Below are 20,343 nucleotides of genomic sequence, written 5' to 3'. Positions count from 1 at the left end.
CCAATGTCCTCTTTTAACGAAATGATCAAGAACATCACCCCCGATATCTACGAAAGCCTGAAACTGGCCGTGGAAATCGGCAAATGGTCCGATGGCGGCAAACTCACCGCCGAGCAGCGTGAACTGTCGCTGCAGGCGATGATCGCCTGGGAAATCCAGAACCTGCCCGAAGATCAGCGCACCGGCTACATGGGGCCGCAGGAATGCAGCTCCAAGTCGATTCAAGTGCCCAATATCCTGTTCAAGTCGGATGCCATCCATTGATCGAGATTGGCCGCGGTGCAATCAGCAAAATGTCGGCGCGCCTGGACGGGCCGAACGTGCAATACGCATTTCGCCTGGGCGAAACCGAGGTCCCGGTCAATCCGTTGATCGGGACCACGGTGCGTCTCGAATATCTGGGTGCGATCCACTGCACCCATTGCGGGCGCAAGACCAAAACCAGTTTCAGCCAGGGTTACTGCTACCCGTGCATGACCAAGCTGGCCCAATGCGACATCTGCATCATGAGTCCGGAACGCTGCCATTTTGACGCCGGTACCTGTCGAGAGCCGGAGTGGGGCGAGAAGTTCTGCATGACCGACCATGTGGTGTACCTGGCCAATTCGTCGGGAGTGAAAGTCGGGATTACCCGCGCGACCCAGTTGCCGACTCGCTGGCTCGACCAGGGCGCCAGCCAGGCTTTGCCGATCATGCGCGTATCGACCCGGCAGCAGTCCGGTTTTGTCGAAGACCTGTTCCGCAGCCAGGTGGCTGACAAGACCAACTGGCGTGCTTTACTCAAGGGCGATGCGGCGGCGGTGAACCTGTCCGAGGTTCGCGATCAATTGTTCGCCAGTTGTGCCGAAGGTTTGCAAACCCTGCAGGAGCGATTTGGCCTGCAAGCGATCCAGACCATTTCAGACGTTGATCCGCTTGAAATTCGCTACCCGGTGGAGCAGTACCCGGCAAAAATCGTCAGCTTCAACCTGGACAAAAACCCGATCGCCGAAGGCACGCTGATGGGCGTCAAGGGGCAGTACCTGATCTTCGACACCGGCGTAATCAATATTCGTAAATACACGGCCTACCAGCTCGCCGTGCATCAGTAAGGACTCCAGCATGCGCACCGAACAACCGAAGATGATCTACCTGAAGGACTATCAGGCGCCCGAGTACCTGATCGACGAGACACACCTGACCTTCGAGTTGTACGAGGACCACAGTCTGGTCCATGCGCAACTGGTGATGCGCCGCAACCCCGAGCGTGGCCCGGGCCTGCCGCCGCTGGTGCTGGATGGCCAGCAGCTCGAGCTGTTGTCGGTCACCCTGGCCGACCAGGAGCTTTCTGATTCGCAGTACCAGCTGACCGAAAATCATCTGACCCTGCATCCGACCAGCACCACCTTCACGGTCGATACCAGCGTCAGGATCCACCCGGAAACCAATACCGCGCTAGAAGGCCTGTACAAGTCCGGCACGATGTTCTGCACCCAGTGCGAGGCCGAAGGCTTCCGCAAGATCACCTATTACCTCGACCGCCCGGACGTGATGAGTACCTTCACCACCACCGTGGTGGCCGAGCAGCACAGTTATCCGGTGTTGCTGTCCAACGGCAACCCGATTGCCTCGGGCCCGGGCGAAGATGGCCGGCACTGGGCGACCTGGGAAGATCCATTCAAGAAACCGGCGTACCTGTTTGCGCTGGTGGCCGGTGACCTTTGGTGCGTTGAAGACACCTTCACCACCATGACCGATCGCACTGTGGCGCTGCGCATTTATGTCGAGCCGGAAAACATCGACAAATGCCAGCACGCCATGAACAGCCTGAAGAAATCCATGCGTTGGGATGAAGAGGTCTACGGTCGCGAGTACGATCTGGATATTTTCATGATCGTCGCCGTGAACGACTTCAACATGGGAGCGATGGAGAACAAGGGTCTCAACATCTTCAACTCCAGCGCCGTGCTGGCCAAGGCCGAAACCGCCACCGATGCCGCGCACCAGCGGGTCGAGGCCATCGTTGCCCACGAATATTTCCACAACTGGTCGGGCAACCGCGTGACCTGCCGCGACTGGTTCCAGCTGTCGTTGAAGGAAGGTTTTACCGTTTTTCGTGATTCAGGCTTCTCCGCCGACATGAACTCGGCGACGGTCAAGCGAATCCAGGACGTGGCTTATCTGCGCACCCACCAGTTCGCCGAAGACGCCGGCCCCATGGCACACGCCGTGCGCCCGGACAGCTTCATCGAGATCTCCAACTTCTACACCCTGACCGTGTATGAAAAGGGTTCGGAAGTGGTCGGCATGATCCATACCTTGCTCGGTGCCGAAGGTTTCCGCAAAGGCAGCGACCTGTACTTTGACCGCCACGACGGCCAGGCCGTGACCTGCGATGACTTCATCAAGGCCATGGAGGACGCCAACGGTGTCGACCTGACCCAGTTCAAGCGTTGGTACAGCCAGGCGGGTACACCGCGTCTGGCGGTGAGCGAGTCTTACGACGCGGCGGCAAAAACCTACAGCCTGACGTTCCGTCAGAGCTGCCCGCAAACTCCGGACAAAGTCGAAAAACTGCCGTTCGTGATCCCGGTTGAACTGGGCCTGCTGGACAGCAAGGGCGGTGAGGTTGCCCTGCGGATTGCCGGTGAAGCCGCCGCCCAAGGCACGAGCCGAGTGATTTCGGTGACCGAAGCCGAGCAGACGTTCACCTTCGTCGATATCGCCGAGCAACCGTTGCCGTCGTTACTGCGCGGCTTCTCGGCACCGGTGAAACTGAGCTTCCCGTACAACCGCGACCAGTTGATGTTCCTGATGCAGCACGACAGCGACGGCTTCAACCGCTGGGATGCCGGTCAGCAACTGTCGGTGCAGGTGCTGCAAGAGTTGATCGGCCAGCAGCAGAAGGGCGAGGCACTGTTACTCGATCAGCGTCTGGTGTCGGCGCTGCGTTCTGTGCTCTCGGATGAGTCGCTGGATCAGGCCATGGTCGCGGAAATGCTGTCGTTGCCAAGCGAGGCGTACTTGACCGAAATCAGCGAAGTGGCGGATGTCGACGCCATTCACACTGCCCGCGAGTTTGCCCGCAAGCAACTGGCGGATGCGTTGTTCGAGGGTTTGTGGCTGCGTTATCAGGCCAACCGCGATTTGTCGAAGCAGACGCCGTATGTGGCCGAGGCCGAGCATTTTGCCCGTCGCGCCTTGCAGAATATCGCGCTGTCGTACCTGATGCTCAGCGGTAAACCTGAAGTGTTGGCGGCGACCCTCGAGCAGTTCGACGCCTGCGACAACATGACCGAGCGCCTGACTGCGCTGGCAGTGTTGGTCAATTCGCCATTCGAAGAACAGAAGGCCAAGGCGCTGGCGAGCTTCGCCGAGCACTTCAAGGACAACCCGCTGGTCATGGACCAATGGTTCAGTGTGCAGGCCGGCAGTGTACTGCCTGGTGGTCTGGATCGGGTCAAAGCGCTGATGCAGCACCCGGCGTTCAACATCAAGAACCCGAACAAGGTGCGTGCGCTGATCGGCGCGTTTGCCGGGCAGAACCTGATCAACTTCCATGCGGCAGATGGTTCGGGGTATCGCTTCCTGGCGGATCTGGTGATCGAGTTGAATGGGTTCAATCCGCAGATTGCTTCTCGCCAGTTGGCGCCTTTGACTCGCTGGCGCAAGTACGACAGTGCTCGTCAGATTTTGATGAAGGGGGAGCTGGAGCGGATTCGGGCTTCGGGGCAGTTGTCCAGTGATGTGTTTGAAGTGGTCAGCAAGAGTCTGGCTTGATCTTGGCTTTTGAACCTGGCGGCCTTTGGGCCGACCAGGTTCTTGGTTGATTGAGTACACCCGAACGTACGGCCCCTCGCTTAGGCTCGGCGATCCTTCGCTGCGGTATTGATCCGGGGGCATTGCCCTCCGGTCGGCTTCGCTTCGACCTACATGCAATGAGTTCGACTTCGTCGAACGGCGCTTTGCGCCAATCCCCGGATAATCACCTCCGCTCAGCCTTCCGAGGGGGCGGGTGGATCAAGATCAAAAGCTGAAGGCGAGCTAACGCTCGGCCTGATGAGTGGTGAAGAGCGACGGGTGTACGCGGCTTTTGCTTTTGCCTTTTTGTGGGAGCCAGCCTGCTGGCGATGGCGGCCTGCCAGCCGACCAGTTTCTTTCAGATGTACTCAATCCCTGCAGGAGCTGGCTTGCCAGCGATGGCGGCGTGTCAGGTGCAGCAGGGTTGGCCGGGATGGCGCCATCGCCGGCAAGCCAGCTCCTACAGGGAGACGTGTACAGCCTAGCGATCAGGCCGGCCGCCTCGCTTTGGTTGGGCTTTTGATCTTCTTGCCCCCTCGTGAGGCCCACGGAGCAGGACCGGAGCGAGGGCATGCAGAGCCTAGGCGAGGCACCGAATGTCAGGGGCAAGAGCGTTTGGTTACTTTGCGCTTTTCAAAGTAACCCGCTGTAAGAGCGGAACCATAGGTAGCCGTTACCGAAGAAATGGATATGTACACCGAACGCCGAACGCCCCCCACCAAACCCGCAATCACCCCACCTGATACCCAATCATTCAGTACAACCCCACATCCCCCCCGGTTAACAAAAGATAACGTGGCGTCGATTGTCAGACATTCAAAAACACCGATAGGATAAGCCAGCTTCCGAAGGGGCTCTGGATTGCGGGTTTCAGGACTATGCTCTGAAACACCGCTCCAGACGAGCATCCTTGCGGCGCCCTGAAAGGTTGAATGACCTAACAATAATAATGGGGGAAGGTCTATGAGTGAGCCTGTCATGGGTGTGGGTATCTGCCGCCCGCCGGCATTACGCAAAATTGCGTTGCTGGCTACAGCGCTCTCGCTGTTGAGCTCTGCCATGCTGTCGGCACCTGTGCTGGCCGCAGCGGCGCCAGCATCCGACGTTGTTTATGCCACTGAATCTGCCAAGGCCGTCAAAAGCCTGATGCTCGATGTCGTCCACGCCGGCAAGCGCCTGGTGGCGGTCGGGGATCGTGGGCACATCCTTTATTCCGATGACCAGGGCGCCACCTGGACACAAGCCAAGGTGCCAACTCGGGCATTGCTGACGTCGGTATTTTTCGTCGATGACAAGCATGGCTGGGCTGTCGGCCATGACGCGCAGATCCTCGCCAGCGAGGACGGCGGTGTCACCTGGACCAAACAATTCGAAGACCTGAAACGCGAATCTCCACTGCTCGATGTCTGGTTCAAGGACGTTAGCAGCGGCTTTGCCGTGGGGGCTTACGGCGCACTGCTTGAAACCACCGACGGCGGCAAGCATTGGGAAGACGTCAGCGACCGCCTGGATAACGAAGACCAGTACCACCTGAACGCAATCGCAGCGGTCAAGGATTCCGGACTGTTCATCGTTGGCGAGCAGGGCAGCATGTTCCGCTCCGCCGACTGGGGTCAAACCTGGGAAAAACTCGAAGGTCCGTACGAAGGCTCGCTCTTCGGCGTGATCGGCACGGCTCAAGCTTCCACGCTGCTGGCATACGGCCTGCGCGGCAATCTCTACCGTTCCGCCGACTTTGGCAGCAACTGGGAGCAGGTCGAGCTAAAAGCCGAACGTGGCGATCTGGAGTTCGGGCTTTCCGGCGGTACGTTGCTCGATGACGGTTCCATCGTGATCGTCGGTAACGGCGGCTCGGTGATTCGCAGCAGCGACAATGGCGAAACCTTCAAAGTGGTCAACCGTTCGGATCGTATCTCTGTCTCGGCGGTGACTTCGGCAGGCAATGGCAATCTGATTTTGGCCGGACAGGGTGGCGTTCGCGTCACTTCGCCTAACGGCACCGAGTCGGGCAAATGAGCCGGGTTAATAATAAGAAGGCGCAGCTATGACTTCCTTGAGCACTCATCACCAGGACAAGGCGACGTTTCTTGAACGCCTGATTTTCAACAACCGCCCGGCAGTGATTACCATCTGCCTGCTGGTCAGTATTTTCCTGTTCTGGCAGGCAACGCTGATTCGTCCGTCCACCAGCTTTGAAAAAATGATCCCGCTGGAGCATCCATTCATCCAGAAGATGATGGAGCACCGTAACGATCTGGCGAACCTTGGCAACACGGTGCGTATCTCGGTGGAGGCGACCGATGGCGATATTTTCTCCAAGGAGTACATGGAGACACTGCGTCAGATCAACGACGAGGTGTTTTACATTTCCGGTGTCGATCGTTCTGGTCTCAAGTCACTGTGGAGCCCGAGCATTCGCTGGACCGAGGTGACGGAAGAGGGTTTTGCCGGCGGTGAAGTGATTCCGCAAAGCTACAACGGCTCCCAGGCGAGCCTCGATCTTCTGCGCAACAACGTTCTCAAGTCCGGACAAGTCGGGCGGCTGGTATCCAACGACTTCAAGTCGAGCATCGTCGATATCCCGCTGTTGGAGTCCTATCCTGACCCGCAGGACCAGGGCAAGTTGCTGGCGCTGGACTACCGCAAGTTCTCCCACGAGCTGGAAGAAAAGATCCGCGACAAGTTTGAAAAACAGAACCCCAACGTCAAGATCCACATCGTCGGTTTCGCCAAAAAGGTCGGCGACTTGATCGATGGCCTGGTGATGGTGGTGATGTTCTTCGGTATCGCCTTCGTCATCACCCTGATTCTGTTGCTGTGGTTCACCAACTGCCTGCGCAGCACCGTGGCCGTTCTGAGCACAACGCTGGTGGCGGTGGTCTGGCAGTTGGGATTGATGCACTTCTTCGGCTTCGGGCTCGATCCTTATTCGATGTTGGTGCCATTCCTGATCTTCGCCATCGGTATTTCCCACGGCGTGCAGAAGATCAATGGTATCGCCCTGCAATCGAGTGAAGCGGACAACGCCCTGACCGCTGCACGACGCACATTCCGTCAACTGTTCCTGCCGGGGATGATTGCAATCCTCGCCGATGCGGTGGGTTTCATCACGCTGTTGATCATCGATATCGGTGTGATCCGTGAGCTGGCAATCGGTGCATCCATCGGCGTGGCGGTGATTGTGTTCACCAACCTGATCCTGCTGCCGGTGGCGATTTCCTACGTAGGCATCAGCAAGCGTGCCGTTGAGCGCAGCAAAAAAGACGCGGTGCGCGAACATCCGTTCTGGCGCCTGCTGTCGAACTTCGCCAGCGCCAAGGTGGCCCCGGTTTCCATCTTGCTGGCGCTGATCGCCTTTGGTGGCGGCCTCTGGTACAGCCAGAACCTGAAAATCGGTGACCTTGATCAGGGTGCTCCTGAATTGCGTCCGGATTCGCGCTACAACAAGGACAACAACTTCATCATCAACAACTACTCCACCAGCTCCGATGTATTGGTGGTGATGGTCAAGACCAAGTCCGAAGGCTGCTCGCGCTACGAAGCCATGGCGCCGATCGACGAGCTGATGTGGAAGATGCAGAACACCGAGGGCGTGCAGTCGGCGATTTCTTTGGTGACCGTCTCCAAGCAGATGATCAAAGGCATGAACGAGGGCAACCTTAAATGGGAAACCCTGTCGCGTAACCCTGACGTGCTGAACAACTCCATTGCCCGGGCTGACGGCCTGTACAACAACAGTTGCTCGCTGGCGCCGGTGCTGGTGTTCCTCAACGATCACAAGGCCGAAACCCTCGATCGTGCGGTGCATGCCGTGCAGGAGTTCGCCAAGGAAAACAACAAGGATGGCCTGGAGTTCATCCTTGCTGCCGGTAACGCCGGGATCGAAGCGGCCACCAATGAGGTGATCAAGAAGTCCGAGCTGACCATCCTGATCCTGGTGTACATCTGTGTGGCGGTCATGTGCATGATCACCTTCCGCTCATGGGCGGCGACCTTGTGCATCGTGCTGCCGCTGGTGCTGACCTCGGTACTCGGTAACGCCCTGATGGCCTTCATGGGCATCGGCGTGAAAGTCGCGACCCTGCCGGTGGTGGCACTCGGAGTGGGGATTGGCGTGGACTACGGGATCTACATCTACAGCCGTCTGGAAAGCTTCCTGCGTGCCGGTCTGCCGTTGCAAGAGGCGTACTACCAGACGCTGAAGTCTACCGGCAAGGCGGTGCTGTTCACCGGGTTGTGCCTGGCGATTGGTGTGTGCACCTGGATCTTCTCGGCCATCAAGTTCCAGGCCGACATGGGCCTGATGCTGACCTTCATGCTGCTGTGGAACATGTTCGGTGCACTGTGGCTGTTGCCGGCATTGGCGCGGTTCCTGATCAAGCCGGAAAAACTGGCTGGGCAGAAGGGTAATTCGCTGTTTGCCCATTGAGTCGATGGTGGATTGAAAAAACCGCAGCCTGAGCTGCGGTTTTTTATGCATGAATCAAAGGTTCAGAAACAGCCTTTCGTCCAATGGCGGTTCAATGATGGATTTTCTCAGGTTGACGACAGTGGTGTTGTCGGCGGCGGCTTGCCTCAACAGATCCTTGTAGGTCTGAAAGCGTTGGGCTGGAATCTTGAGGTGGGCGAAACTGTAGGACGCATGCGGCGTATCAAGGCTTGGGTAGTGAAAGTGTGCAAACCACAGGACGTTTGGACTGTTCTTTTCCCGGATCGCGTATTCGGTAAGGTAATCGCCGGTCGCAAGCTTTTTCAGGCGGGTAACCTCGCTGATATCCACGAAGCCATAGCGCCAGAGAAAATCAACCTTTTGTACCTGAGGTCTCTGTTTTTTATAACCCTCGGCGCAATACTGACGGCCGATCCTGGTAACTTCGCTGGCTTCTTCTTGTAACGTCTTGGCCAGCACCGCAGCATCGTCACCGACGAGCGCCTCAGCCTCTTTGCTCAACGCCTCAAGTTTTTCGGCGTGATGGGCCAGCATATCGTCCCAGTCCCTGGGCTCAATGATTTCGAGGCGGGCAGGATCATTCATTTTCTTTTGCTGGAACTGGATGGAAAGTTCGATTTGCGCCTGCCTGGCTTTTAATGCCGAGCTTTCTTTCCTTACCGTCGTCAGCGATCGAGGGGGCCGTGGTGTAACGGCTTCTGGAGTCGAGGCTGTAAGCTGCTCTACGTAAACTTTTTCTGTCGGGTGTTTATGAAACCTGGCAACCACCTGACCACTCACCGGATCGCGGACTTCAATGCGTTCATCTGCCTCGCCTTCCGTGGCAGGTAAAAGGTCGCCAACAAGCGTGCCTTTGTTCCGGGTTTTGAAAACCCGCTTGGTCAAGGAGTGCTCACGTTGTGGTTTTGACACTGTCGTTTGCGCGGGAACATCCGTCTCGGAGCGGACGATTTCTGCCAATTCTGCCTCGGCATTACCGATGACTTCCGTGATACGAGAAATGAAGCGTTGCTGATAGTCTGCTCGCTCAGGACTCAACTTCATTTCGAGCATGTCCTGGCAGGCGCTGAGTGAACGTTTGTAGCGGTCAATGATTGTCGAGAGAGCCTGCGCTCGCTCATCTGCAGTAAATCCTGCGGTCACCCGCAAGTTCATGTGGGACACCGTTATGGCATCCCGAAGATCGGAGACTTCCAGGTCAAACAGATATTGTTCGTAATCATTCATTGCATGGCTATGATCGAAGGTCAGCGTTTTCAATACCGCCAGGCTGTCGATCAGTGCGTTCGTCCTGTCGTTAAGCTGTGGCCGGACCAGAGTGTTTTTCAGAGCCTGACGTGCTTCTCGTCCAAGCCTGAACTGGTCCAGTTCGTTGTAAATGCGATCCAGTCTTCCAGCCAGGTCGATATTCTGTTCTTTAATCTGAAGCTTTTTCTGAAACAACTCGATCATTTCCCGGTAACCCGTTGGATTGCCTTCTCGAAGTTCGGCCTTCTGCCGCAAAAACAGTTTTTTGACAGGTTCGCCCTGTGAGGTCACCGAAGGCTTTTCTGCTTCCAGTCCAAACGCCATCGCAAGAATGTAGCCGGTCGCGAGGCCGGTGAGCAGTTCGGTTTGCCGTTGCGCATGGTCGACGGAAGGTTCCAATGCCTGGCTTCTTCGGCTCATGTTCAAGAGCTCGCCACAGGTCAGTTCCAGTTGCTCGTTTATCCGCACCAGCAGTTCCGACTGGATAGCGCCGGTTCGATTGAGATCGGCATACAACCGGACAGCATTTGTGTACTGCAGATTCGTAGCCGCATGCGCTGGGCCTTCGGCTTGATCGAGTGCTGCCCACGCCGCCTGCAGACTGCGAGTGGCAGTCTCCAGTTGATTCACTGTTTCACCCAAGCTGGTCCGGGTCCGGGAAGACTGGGTTATTTGACGTTCTAGTTGTAGTTCCAGTGCTGGCTTGTTGAGGTTGATTTCTTCCAGCTGCTGGCGAATTTCAGCCAGCTTGGCCTGACGTCTATTTTTGGGACCTCCCCCCCTCAGTTTCAGTCCACGATCCAGTCGCCAGTGTCCTTGCCCATCGCAGCTGAGTTTAAAGCCGGGATGGTCAGGTCGGACCGGGTCGATCAGATACACCTCGCCAAAGCCGGGCACGATACTGACCTTGAACAGCAGCCCGCCGGTGCTTGCGTGCCAGATACCGTCGATTTGATACAGACCTTTGAACGGACCGCTTGCTTGCGCAGGTGGCAGATTCTCGGGCCACGGGACATGAAAGCTGAGCAGCTCATTCATCAGCTTCTGGGTCGACTTCGCACTGGCGGTGGAGGTGATGAAGTCCAGCGGTGTGCGGTCACTTCCTACCGGTTCTCCTGTCAAGGCGATGGTTTCGGGTCTGATTTGAACAGTTTCGGGTTTATGCGGATTAAGTTCAGAGCGCCAAGACGCCAGTGAGGGTTCGGTTTTGTCAGGCGCGGGTCGCCGCAACGGGGGCTGAGCAGGCTCTGTGGTCGGCGCAAGGTGAAGTAGCACCATTGCGGTATTGAGTAATAAATCGATCAGAGCGAGTTCCCTGACTTTCGGATCATCGCTACCCAGTCCGGAGAGATCTTTTTCCAGGCTGTCGATCAAGACGAGCATCCAGCCGACCAACATCAGCGGTCCGCGGGCCAGTGGCAGTAGCAGCGTGTTGAAAAGCAGGCCGGCACCTTCGAAAAAAACCTTCCAGCGACTTTCCGCATTCGATACCGAGTCTCGATCGGCCAGATTGACGAGGGCCCGAGCGTTGCTACCGTAGAGTTCACTGAGGATCGTTGCTCCCGACAGTGCCTGGAACAATTCGTCGGCCCCTTCATCTCCTGCAAGACACGCCGGTGCAGGTTTTTGCGGCAGGTTGAATTCATCACCGAGGTGAAAGTGGTTGATATGCGGTTCGTTGAAGCCGTTATTGGCATAAATACTTCTGGCGCGGTCCGGCAGCCAGGCAAGGATGCTGTCTTGCAGTTCCCCGGATTGGGCAATGGCTTCGAACAGCACCTCGCGGGTCGGGAACTCGAGAAGCGCGATGGCATATTGAGGGCGATAAAGAATGCAAGGGCCGGTATTCAGGTCCCTGGGCTCGATCAGGAACATGTCTTCGACAGTGTCCGGGTCGGCCCCCGGCTTACGGTGAAAGGCCAAGGGGCGAAGGACAATCTCCTGCTCGTCGAATGTGCGGTCTGCCGTTGTATCGCCCACCAGGGCAGCGACGTATCGATGTCCCTTTTCAGTGAATCCGGACTGCTTGCGGATCTTTTGTTCAAGCGCCAGCATGGGTAACTGCACCCGAAGTTGACGGGAGTACATCTTTTCCCGCCGGCGGGCATCATCGGAATCAGAGAGCAGCAGATCCTTGATTTTCTCCGGATAGACCTTGCCGATATCAACCCGTTGAATCAATCCCTGACTGCCCAGCAAATAAGATTCGTCGAGCCATGCAGGCAAGGGCAGCCCCTGTTTGTGGCTCACGGTCATGCGTCCACCAGGTTTGCCCGCCAGGTTCTTCAATGCCAGGTCAGTCAGCGACAGGCGCACATGCTCGATAATGCCTGCGCCACCTGGATAGCCGGCAGCGACAGCGAACACCAGTTCGAGATCGTCAGGATCAAAGTTGGCCTGCTGGCCATGATCGATCTGCATTTGTGATCGCAAGGCTTTACGGCTGAAGGTGCGGATATCGTCCAGCTCTTCGTTCGGCGCAACGCTTTCGCCTTGCATAGCGACTTCAGCCAGATCCAGCAAATACTGGCGATAGGCCAAACGATCGCTCGGGGAGGTCTGTTGCAGCCAGCCCGGTAGTTGCATGTATACAGGAGTCAGTGGGGCTTCATCTGCCAGCGGTGTCTGTATGAACAGGATCGACGGGTCTGTGAGGGTTTGCGTGCGTTCGACCAGATCCAGTAGACCATTGGCGGAACTGGCTTGAAATGTCTCCAGCTCACCAAGCTGTCCGTTGAGGATGAGACCGGCCTGCACCTCGAAAAGACTGTCGTCAGGCTCGTAGCGTTTCCAGCCAATGTGATCGACCTGATACTGCTGCCGTAATACCCGGCCCCAGGCATCGTTGAAGGCTTGCATTGAATTGAATACCTCGACCCTCCCATCGACGTGGCAAAGCAGCACGTTGTTTTGCTGTTGCAACAGAATTTCAGGTCCCTGTCGGCGTATTTCCTGTTCCTCTTTAGTGAAGGTTGTTTCGAGAAACCAGGCGTCAACGGAACGGCCAGGCCTGGCATTTCGCTCCTGACGATCGGGCGTATTGGCCACCTGCAGCAACGCTTGCCGTTGCGCCTCGTTCAGGTTCGATGGACGAAGGCCCGCCGTTTTCAACTGGCCCTTCAGAACCTCACTTAACCATTGGCAGTGGCTGACGCCGTTTTCATCGGTCTGGTTCCAGTAATCCACCAGCGCCTGTTGATAGTCGATGTACAAGGTGAGGGGAAGGTCGGCAAGGATACGGGCTACCACCTGCATATCCAGGTAAGGCGCAGTGCGAGTGTTCAGGCGCTTCGACCCGTTCAGCGTCAAATAGAAGGGCAGTGGGTCACGGGGGCTGAAGTCCAGAGGGGCGGGGGCCAGCAGATGCTCGATGGCAACTTCAATCAGCAACTTGAGTGTCCAGCCACCTGAGGCGTGTGGGCTGGCAAGTTTGACCGCCATCGGGTCGAAGTCCAGGGTGGGGTAGTGTTCCTTCAGTCTGGCGAGCAAAGTATTTGCCACCACGGACGTTATGGTTGGACGCTGTGAAAATCGTTCCTGAACCGCACGGGCTGGAAGCTGGCTGGGTGCAAAGGGTGACAGAGTGTTCGGGTTGGGCATGGCGACGTCCTTTTCTTTTCGAATAATCAGTCCCCTTCCTGGAGACTGATCCACGGGCCGAATCCTTCGGCCTTACAGGAATCGCATTCTCTCATCAGTGGCGTGCCAGCCACTGATGGCAAGTCTTTACTCGGTGTGTCCGAGCACCACATTCAATGCGTTGCGAGCGTCGTCGAGCTGAACGAGCGTGGCATGTCGCGCGCCGAGGGCATCGCGGTTCTCGATAGCGGTCAGGATCGCCTTGTGCCGGGGCAGCGCCAGCTCATGCAGATTCGGCCTCTGATTGGAGTGCTTCAAGGCTTCGGCGATGGCCACCGAAAGCATGTTGCACAGGTTCGCCAACAGATCGTTGTGGGTTGCATCGGCGATGCGGCTGTGGAAATCGAGGTCCGGTTGCAACAGAGCTTCGGGCGTTGGAGCAGCTTCCATGCGTTGGTAGGCTTCACCGATGGATGCGATGTCCGCATCGGTCGCGAATTGCGCGGCCAGGGCCGCAGCGGCCGGCTCGATGATGCTGCGCACACTGGTCAGCAAATCGAAAAACTCGTTCTGCGGGCTGCTTTGCATCAACCAGTGCAAAACGTCCGGGTCCAGCATGTGCCAGTCCTTGCGCGGCTTGACCACCGTGCCGACTCGGGGGCGGGAGTACACCAGGCCCTTGGCGACCAGTACCCGGGTGGCTTCGCGCAAAACCGGCCGGCTGACCGCATATTCTTCGCACAACAGCGCTTCGGCGGGGAGTTTGTCGTCCGGCAGGAAACGTCCCGAGACGATCTGCATGCCCAGTTCCTGGACAATGCGCGAATGCATGCTTTTGCGGTCGGAGGGTTTGCGATAATCCATGGGGAGCGCTGCGGTCCTGGGCGATGGGGTGTCGCGCATGATAGCAGGCGCGGCGCAATCTTGAGGCAGATGGAAAGCAAATGTGTACAAGCGAGCCTGCTCGCGAATGCGACGTTTCAGCCAACATAAATGCTGAATGTACGACCGCTTTCGCGAGCAGGCCCCCACAGGGGATCTCTGCTGAACACAAAATTTGTGCATGACAGAAATTCAAAACTGTAGGAGCAAGCTTGCTTGCGATGGCAGCGTGTCAGCCGCCATCAATATCGACTGATCCGCCGCCATCGCGAGCAGGCTCGCTCCTACAGGGGGACAGGCAGCGTTAGTGAGAATGACGCGGCACTTCAGCTCCGCGGCAACCGACCAGGAAATCGAAGTCGCAACCCTGGTCCGCCTGCAACACATGGTCGATGTACAGCTGACGATATCCACCCACCAGCAATTGCTGCGGCGGTTGCAGGTCGGCCATGCGCGCAGCCAGTTCTGCATCCGGGATGTCCAGGTGCAGGCGACCGCTGGCGCAATCGAGTTCGATCCAGTCACCTTCCTTCACAGTCGCCAACGGTCCACCCGCTGCGGCTTCAGGCGCCACATGCAAGACCACGGTGCCATAGGCGGTACCGCTCATGCGCGCATCGGAAATACGCACCATGTCGGTCACACCCTGGGCCAGCAGCTTGGCAGGCAAGCCCATATTGCCGACTTCGGCCATGCCCGGATAACCCTTTGGCCCGCAGTTTTTCATGACCAGAATGGAGTTGGCGTCCACGTCCAGTTCCGGATCGTTGATGCGCGCCTTGTACATGTCGAAATTCTCGAACACCACGGCGCGCCCGCGATGCTGCATCAGTTCCGGTGTGGCAGCGGAAGGCTTGAGCACTGCACCCAGTGGCGCCAGGTTACCGCGCAATACACAAATTCCGCCGTCGGCGCGGATCGGGTTGTCGAGGGTACGAATCACTTCGTCTTCGCCATAGATCGGCGCGTCCCTGGTGTTTTCGCCGATCGATCTTCCGTTGACGGTCAGGGCATTCGGGTTCGGGATCAGATTGGCCTCACCGAGTCGACGCAGTACCGCAGGCAATCCGCCGGCGTAGTAGAACTCTTCCATCAGGAAACGCCCGGACGGTTGCAGGTCGACGATGGTCGGCATGCCGCGCCCGATGCGGGTCCAGTCGTCCAGGTTCAGTTCTACGCCAATACGTCCGGCAATGGCCTTCAAATGGATCACCGCGTTGGTCGAGCCACCGATGGCGGCGTTGACGCGAATAGCGTTTTCGAAGGCTTCCCTGGTCAGAATCTTCGACAGTTTCAAATCTTCGCGAACCATCTCCACCGCACGCATGCCCGACATGTGCGCCAACACATAACGGCGCGCATCGACGGCCGGGATCGCCGCATTGTGGGGCAGGGAAGTGCCCAATGCTTCAGCCATGCAGGCCATGGTTGAGGCAGTGCCCATGGTGTTGCAGGTGCCGGCCGAGCGGGACATGCCACCTTCGGCCGCAAGGAAATCGTCGATGGTGATGGTGCCGGCCTTGACCTGCTCGCTGAGTTGCCAGACCACGGTACCGGAACCGATGTCCTTGCCTTTGTGCTTGCCGTTTAGCATCGGCCCGCCGGTGACGACGATGGCCGGGACGTCGCAACTGGCAGCGCCCATCAATAGGGCGGGAGTGGTTTTGTCACAACCGGTCAGCAGCACCACCCCATCAATCGGATTACCGCGAATGGCTTCTTCGACATCCATGCTCGCCAGGTTGCGGGTGAGCATGGCGGTGGGGCGCAGGTTGGACTCGCCATTGGAGAACACCGGAAATTCCACCGGGAAACCACCGGCCTCGATCACGCCGCGTTTGACGTGCTCGGCAATCTGGCGGAAATGCGCGTTGCACGGGGTCAGTTCCGACCAGGTGTTGCAGATGCCGATGATCGGCTTGCCATGGAACTGATGGTCGGCGATGCCCTGATTCTTCATCCAGCTGCGGTACATGAAGCCGTTCTTGTCGGCGGTGCCAAACCATTGGGCGGAGCGCAGGGTGGGTTTCTTATCAGACATGATCGATTCTCTTATTGTATGACTATATTGTTCTATCTGAGCGATAACATAAGCTCAAATTCGGCTATTTGGAAGTGTTGTTGGATAAATAGTATTACTATATAGTCGTTTTCAGTGGAGGGATGACCCTGGCGATTTTCCGTGAGAGGCGTCCCCCGAGGTTCTATAAAAACAACAATCGGAGACCGATCTCATGAGCCAGGAACTGCGGCTTATTCGTCGCATCACGCGCAAACTGATTCCCTTTCTTGTCCTGCTGTACCTGATCGCCTACGTGGATCGCTCTGCTGTGGGCTTCGCCAAGTTGCACATGGGTGCCGACATCGGCCTTGGTGATGCGGCCTACGGTTTGGGTGCCGGGCTGTTCTTCATTGGCTACTTCCTGCTGGAGATTCCGAGCAATCTGATGCTCGACCGTTTCGGCGCACGGCGCTGGTTTGCGCGGATCATGGTCACCTGGGGCGCCATCACCATCGGCATGGCGTTCGTACAGGGGCCGAACAGCTTCTATCTGATGCGTTTTTTGCTCGGCGCCGCCGAAGCCGGGTTCTTTCCGGGCGTTTTGTACTACATCACCCAATGGTTCCCGGTGCGCCATCGCGGCAAGATCCTCGGGCTGTTCATCCTTTCCCAACCCATTGCCATGATGATCACCGGCCCTGTGTCCGGCGGTCTGCTGGGCATGGACGGCGTGCTCGGGCTGCACGGCTGGCAATGGCTGTTCATCGTCATCGGCACGCCAGCGATCCTGCTGACCTGGCCTGTGCTGCGCTGGCTGCCTGACGGTCCGCAACAGGTGAAGTGGATGGACCAGGCCGAGAAGGACTGGCTGTGCGGTGAACTGAAAAAGGACCTCGAAGCCTACGGTCAGACCCGTCACGGCAATCCGCTGCACGCCCTGAAGGACAAACGCGTGTTGCTGCTGGCGCTGTTCTATCTGCCGGTGACTTTGAGCATCTATGGCCTTGGTTTGTGGTTGCCGACGTTGATCAAACAGTTCGGTGGCAGCGATCTGGTGACCGGGTTCGTCTCCTCGGTGCCGTACATCTTCGGGATCATCGGCCTGCTGATCATTCCGCGCAGCTCCGACCGATTGAATGACCGGTACGGCCATCTGGCGGTGCTCTATGTGTCAGGCGCCATCGGCCTGTTCCTCAGTGCCTGGCTGTCGGTGCCGGTGCTGCAACTGGCGGCGCTGTGCCTGGTGGCGTTTGCGTTGTTTTCCTGCACCGCGGTGTTCTGGACCTTGCCGGGTCGATTCTTCGCTGGTGCCAGTGCGGCGGCGGGGATTGCCTTGATCAACTCGGTGGGCAACCTCGGCGGCTACATCGGCCCGTTCGTGATCGGCGCACTCAAGGAGTACACCGGCAACCTGGCGTCAGGGCTGTATTTCCTGTCCTGCGTGATGGTGTTCGGGCTGCTGCTGACGGGCGTGGTTTACCGGTTGCTGGAGCGCAAGCACGTATTACCGGCGGAGGAGTTTGCCGCCAGTGCGCGGAGTGCGACTCGTACCTGACTCGAAATAAGCATTACCACCGACCCTGTGGGAGCGGGCTTGCCCGCGATGACGGAGGCACATTCACCATTGATGTGCCAGACAGACTGCTATCGCGGGCAAGCCCGCTCCCACAGGGATCTGCGATTGTTTTCGAAATTTGCACTCGGGAGAAATTTCATGCGTTTGGTTCAATTCGAATTGAGTCACGGCGAGCGCCGTGTAGGCGTGGTCGAGGAAGGTCTGGTGCGTGAAGTGCAGGGCGCGCGTACGGTTCGCGATCTGGCGCTGGCGGCGATCGAGGCGGGCGTTGGTCTGGAACAACAAGTGGGGGACATGGGCCTGGGCGTCAGTCATGACTATGCCGAGCTGCTCACGCAACTGCGTATTCTGCCGCCACTGGACCACCCGGACCCGGCGCACATGCTGGTCAGCGGCACCGGCTTGACCCACCTGGGCAGTGCCTCGGCCCGGGACAAGATGCACCAGCAGGCCGGTGACGAAACTGCGATGACCGACACCATGCGCATCTTCAAGTGGGGCGTGGAGGGCGGCAAGCCGGCAGCGAATCAGCCTGGCGTGCAACCGGAATGGTTCTATAAAGGCGACGGCAGCATCGTCGTTCGTCCAGGCCAGCCATTCCCGCTGCCACCGTTTGCCGAAGACGCCGGTGAAGAGCCGGAAATCAGCGGCCTGTACGTGATCGGTCACGACGGCAAGCCGTATCGTCTGGGTTTTGCCGTGGGCAACGAGTTTTCCGATCACGTGATGGAGCGCAAAAACTACCTGTATCTGGCTCACTCGAAACTGCGCAGTTGCAGCTATGGTCCGGAGCTGCGGGTCGGCGAACTGCCTCAACATCTGGCCGGCACCAGCCGCATTCTGCGCGGCGGTGAGGTGCTGTGGCAGAACGAGTTTCTCAGCGGTGAGGCGAACATGTGCCACAGCCTGGCCAACCTTGAATTTCATCATTTCAAATACAGCCAGTTCCTGCGCCCGGGGGATGTGCACATTCACTTCTTTGGCACCGCAACCCTGTCGTTCGCCGATGGCGTACGCACGCAGCCGGGTGATGTGTTCGAGATCAGCCAGGCGGAGTTCGGCGCGCCGTTGATCAATGGCATTGCACCGGTTGCAGCAGCATTTGAACCCGGCACCGTCGGCACACTTTGAGGAGATTGGCATGACCCTGATTCTTGGCCACAACTACATCGGCGGACAGCGCAGCGCTGCCGGCAGTCTCACGATGCAAAGCGTCGATGCCGAAACCGGTGATGCATTGCCTCATGATTTCTTCCAGGCCACACCGGAGGAAGTCGACGCCGCCGCCAAGGCTGCCGCTGCCGCGTACCCGGCTTATCGCAGCTTGAGTGCCGAGCGTCGTGCGCAGTTTCTCGACGCGATTGGCGCTGAACTGGATGCCTTGGGGGATGATTTCGTGACACTGGTCTGTCGTGAAACAGCGTTGCCGGCGGCGCGGATCATCGGTGAGCGTGGGCGCACCAGCGGCCAAATGCGCCTGTTTGCCAATGTGCTGCGGCGTGGCGATTTCTACGGTGCGCGCATCGACCAGGCATTGCCTGAGCGCCAACCGATGCCGCGTCCAGACCTGCGCCAGTACCGCATCGGCCTTGGGCCGGTGGCAGTGTTTGGCGCCAGCAATTTTCCCCTGGCGTTTTCAACGGCCGGTGGCGACACGGCTTCGGCGCTGGCCGCCGGTTGCCCGGTCGTGTTCAAGGCCCACAGTGGGCACATGGCAACCGCCGAATGGGTTGCGGACGCGATCATTCGTGCGGCGCAGAAAACCGGCATGCCGGCGGGTGTGTTCAACATGATCTACGGCGGCGGGGTGGGTGAAGCGCTGGTCAAGCATCCGGCGATTCAGGCGGTGGGTTTTACCGGTTCGCTAAAAGGTGGCCGCGCCTTGTGCGACATGGCGGCTGCGCGCCCTCAACCGATTCCGGTGTTCGCCGAGATGTCGAGCATCAACCCGGTGATCGTGCTCCCGCAAGCATTGCAAGAGCGCACCGAAACCATCGCCCGAGGGCTGACCGGTTCAGTGGTTCAGGGATGTGGTCAGTTCTGTACCAATCCGGGTCTGGTGATCGGCATTCGCTCACCGCAGTTCAGTGCTTTCCTGCAATTGGTAACGGACATGATGGCTGATCAGCCGGCGCAAACCATGCTCAATGCCGGGACACTCAGCAGCTATGGCAAGGGCCTGCAAAAGCTGCTTGATCATCCGGGTATCGAGCACCTGTCAGGCAATACGCAACAGGGACGACAGGCGCAGCCACAACTTTTCAAAGCCGATGTGAGCTTGCTGATCAACAGTGATGAAGTGCTGCAGGAAGAAGTGTTCGGCCCGACAACGGTGGTGGTTGAAGTAGCGGATCAAGCGCAACTGGTTGCGGCGTTGAATGGCTTGGTCGCGCACCCGGATGGCTACCGGACTTGGCGAGCCGGCAGACTTTGAACAACCCGCTGAACCGACGCCGCTGCTGGAACAGAAAGTCGGACGCATCTTGCTCAACGGCTATCCGATTCCGGCGTGGAAGTGTGGGATCTGGATGGTGCTTGGCGGCCTGTATCCGGCGACCTCGGATGTAATGGGCAACGTCGGTGGGAACATTGGCCATCGATCGCTTCCTGCGCCCGGTATGCTTCCAGAACTACCCCGACAGTTTGCTCCCGGATGTGCTGAAGAACGCCAATCCGCTGCGCATTCAACGATTGGTGGATGGCAAGCCGTCGCGTGAGGCTTTGTAACAACCCGCGCCCTCCGTAGGAGCTGCTGCAGGCTGCGATCTTGTTCTTGAAAAACAACCTCAAAAGATCGCAGCCTGCGGCAGTTGCTACAAGGGAAGG

The 20,343-nt window shown here is 58.1% G+C and carries 10 protein-coding genes and 1 pseudogene; 8 read left to right on the top strand and 3 right to left on the bottom strand.

From position 1 onward, the window contains the following. Window positions 1-3 precede the first annotated feature (3 nt). The 5 genes from QMK58_RS17285 (at window position 4) to QMK58_RS17265 (ending at window position 8,209) form a co-directional block, all read left to right on the top strand. Window positions 4-264: a YeaC family protein gene (locus tag QMK58_RS17285; protein ID WP_053158810.1), complete on the top strand. Its 261-nt coding sequence runs from the start codon at window positions 4-6 to the stop codon at window positions 262-264. Further along, entirely contained in the window at window positions 261-1,091 is an 831-nt protein-coding gene (locus QMK58_RS17280; protein WP_053158813.1) for a DUF2797 domain-containing protein, read from the top strand. The genes QMK58_RS17285 and QMK58_RS17280 overlap by 4 nt, the downstream gene beginning before the upstream one ends. 10 nt (window positions 1,092-1,101) lie before the next feature. Continuing rightward, window positions 1,102-3,759 carry an aminopeptidase N gene (gene pepN / locus QMK58_RS17275; protein WP_053158816.1) on the top strand — a complete coding sequence of 886 codons (2,658 nt, stop codon included), beginning with the start codon at window positions 1,102-1,104 and terminating at the stop codon, window positions 3,757-3,759. A gap of 984 nt (window positions 3,760-4,743) precedes the next feature. Next, on the top strand, window positions 4,744-5,796 hold the full coding sequence (locus tag QMK58_RS17270; protein ID WP_320395112.1) for a YCF48-related protein: 1,053 nt from the start codon (window positions 4,744-4,746) through the stop codon (window positions 5,794-5,796). 28 nt (window positions 5,797-5,824) lie between these two features. Beyond that, window positions 5,825-8,209 carry an efflux RND transporter permease subunit gene (locus tag QMK58_RS17265; protein ID WP_053158821.1) on the top strand — a complete coding sequence of 795 codons (2,385 nt, stop codon included), beginning with the start codon at window positions 5,825-5,827 and terminating at the stop codon, window positions 8,207-8,209. A 54-nt stretch (window positions 8,210-8,263) separates the two neighbouring features. On the opposite strand, the gene QMK58_RS17260 is transcribed toward QMK58_RS17265, so the two are convergent. The 3 genes from QMK58_RS17260 to QMK58_RS17250 form a co-directional block, all read right to left on the bottom strand. Continuing rightward, window positions 8,264-13,132: a dermonecrotic toxin domain-containing protein gene (locus QMK58_RS17260; RefSeq protein ID WP_320395111.1), complete on the bottom strand. Its 4,869-nt coding sequence runs from the start codon at window positions 13,130-13,132 to the stop codon at window positions 8,264-8,266. 72 nt (window positions 13,133-13,204) lie between these two features. Then, window positions 13,205-13,921, bottom strand: coding sequence for a FadR/GntR family transcriptional regulator (locus tag QMK58_RS17255; RefSeq protein WP_053158827.1), 717 nt, complete (start codon window positions 13,919-13,921; stop codon window positions 13,205-13,207). A 322-nt stretch (window positions 13,922-14,243) separates the two neighbouring features. Next, a complete protein-coding gene (locus tag QMK58_RS17250; RefSeq protein WP_053158830.1) occupies window positions 14,244-15,980 on the bottom strand; it encodes an IlvD/Edd family dehydratase in 1,737 nt (578 codons plus the stop codon). Window positions 15,981-16,173: 193 nt separating this feature from the next. Between QMK58_RS17250 and QMK58_RS17245 the strand changes: the two genes are divergently transcribed. From QMK58_RS17245 to QMK58_RS17235, 3 genes and pseudogenes are all read left to right on the top strand, one after another. Further along, the gene (locus QMK58_RS17245; RefSeq protein ID WP_320395110.1) at window positions 16,174-17,496 is read left to right on the top strand and encodes an MFS transporter; all 1,323 of its coding nucleotides are present in this window, start codon (window positions 16,174-16,176) and stop codon (window positions 17,494-17,496) included. Window positions 17,497-17,655: 159 nt separating this feature from the next. After that, a complete protein-coding gene (gene araD1 / locus QMK58_RS17240) occupies window positions 17,656-18,648 on the top strand; it encodes an AraD1 family protein (RefSeq protein ID WP_053158836.1) in 993 nt (330 codons plus the stop codon). 10 nt (window positions 18,649-18,658) lie between these two features. Then, window positions 18,659-20,244: pseudogene (locus QMK58_RS17235) on the top strand (aldehyde dehydrogenase (NADP(+))). Window positions 20,245-20,343: the final 99 nt, after the last annotated feature.

This window comes from Pseudomonas sp. P8_241 (assembly GCF_034008315.1).
GTDB lineage: Bacteria > Pseudomonadota > Gammaproteobacteria > Pseudomonadales > Pseudomonadaceae > Aquipseudomonas.
This window is presented reverse-complemented; position numbering and strand designations above follow the sequence as displayed.

Bases quoted from the DNA above. Each gene is read 5' to 3' on its own strand.
- araD1 (WP_053158836.1), top strand. From the start codon at position 17,656: ATGCGTTTGGTTCAATTCGAATTGAGTCACGGCGAGCGCCGTGTAGGC.
- QMK58_RS17270 (WP_320395112.1), top strand. From the start codon at position 4,744: ATGAGTGAGCCTGTCATGGGTGTGGGTATCTGCCGCCCGCCGGCATTA.
- QMK58_RS17265 (WP_053158821.1), top strand. From the start codon at position 5,825: ATGACTTCCTTGAGCACTCATCACCAGGACAAGGCGACGTTTCTTGAA.
- QMK58_RS17245 (WP_320395110.1), top strand. From the start codon at position 16,174: ATGAGCCAGGAACTGCGGCTTATTCGTCGCATCACGCGCAAACTGATT.
- pepN (WP_053158816.1), top strand. From the start codon at position 1,102: ATGCGCACCGAACAACCGAAGATGATCTACCTGAAGGACTATCAGGCG.
- QMK58_RS17250 (WP_053158830.1), bottom strand. From the start codon at position 15,980: ATGTCTGATAAGAAACCCACCCTGCGCTCCGCCCAATGGTTTGGCACC.
- QMK58_RS17285 (WP_053158810.1), top strand. From the start codon at position 4: ATGTCCTCTTTTAACGAAATGATCAAGAACATCACCCCCGATATCTAC.
- QMK58_RS17255 (WP_053158827.1), bottom strand. From the start codon at position 13,921: ATGGATTATCGCAAACCCTCCGACCGCAAAAGCATGCATTCGCGCATT.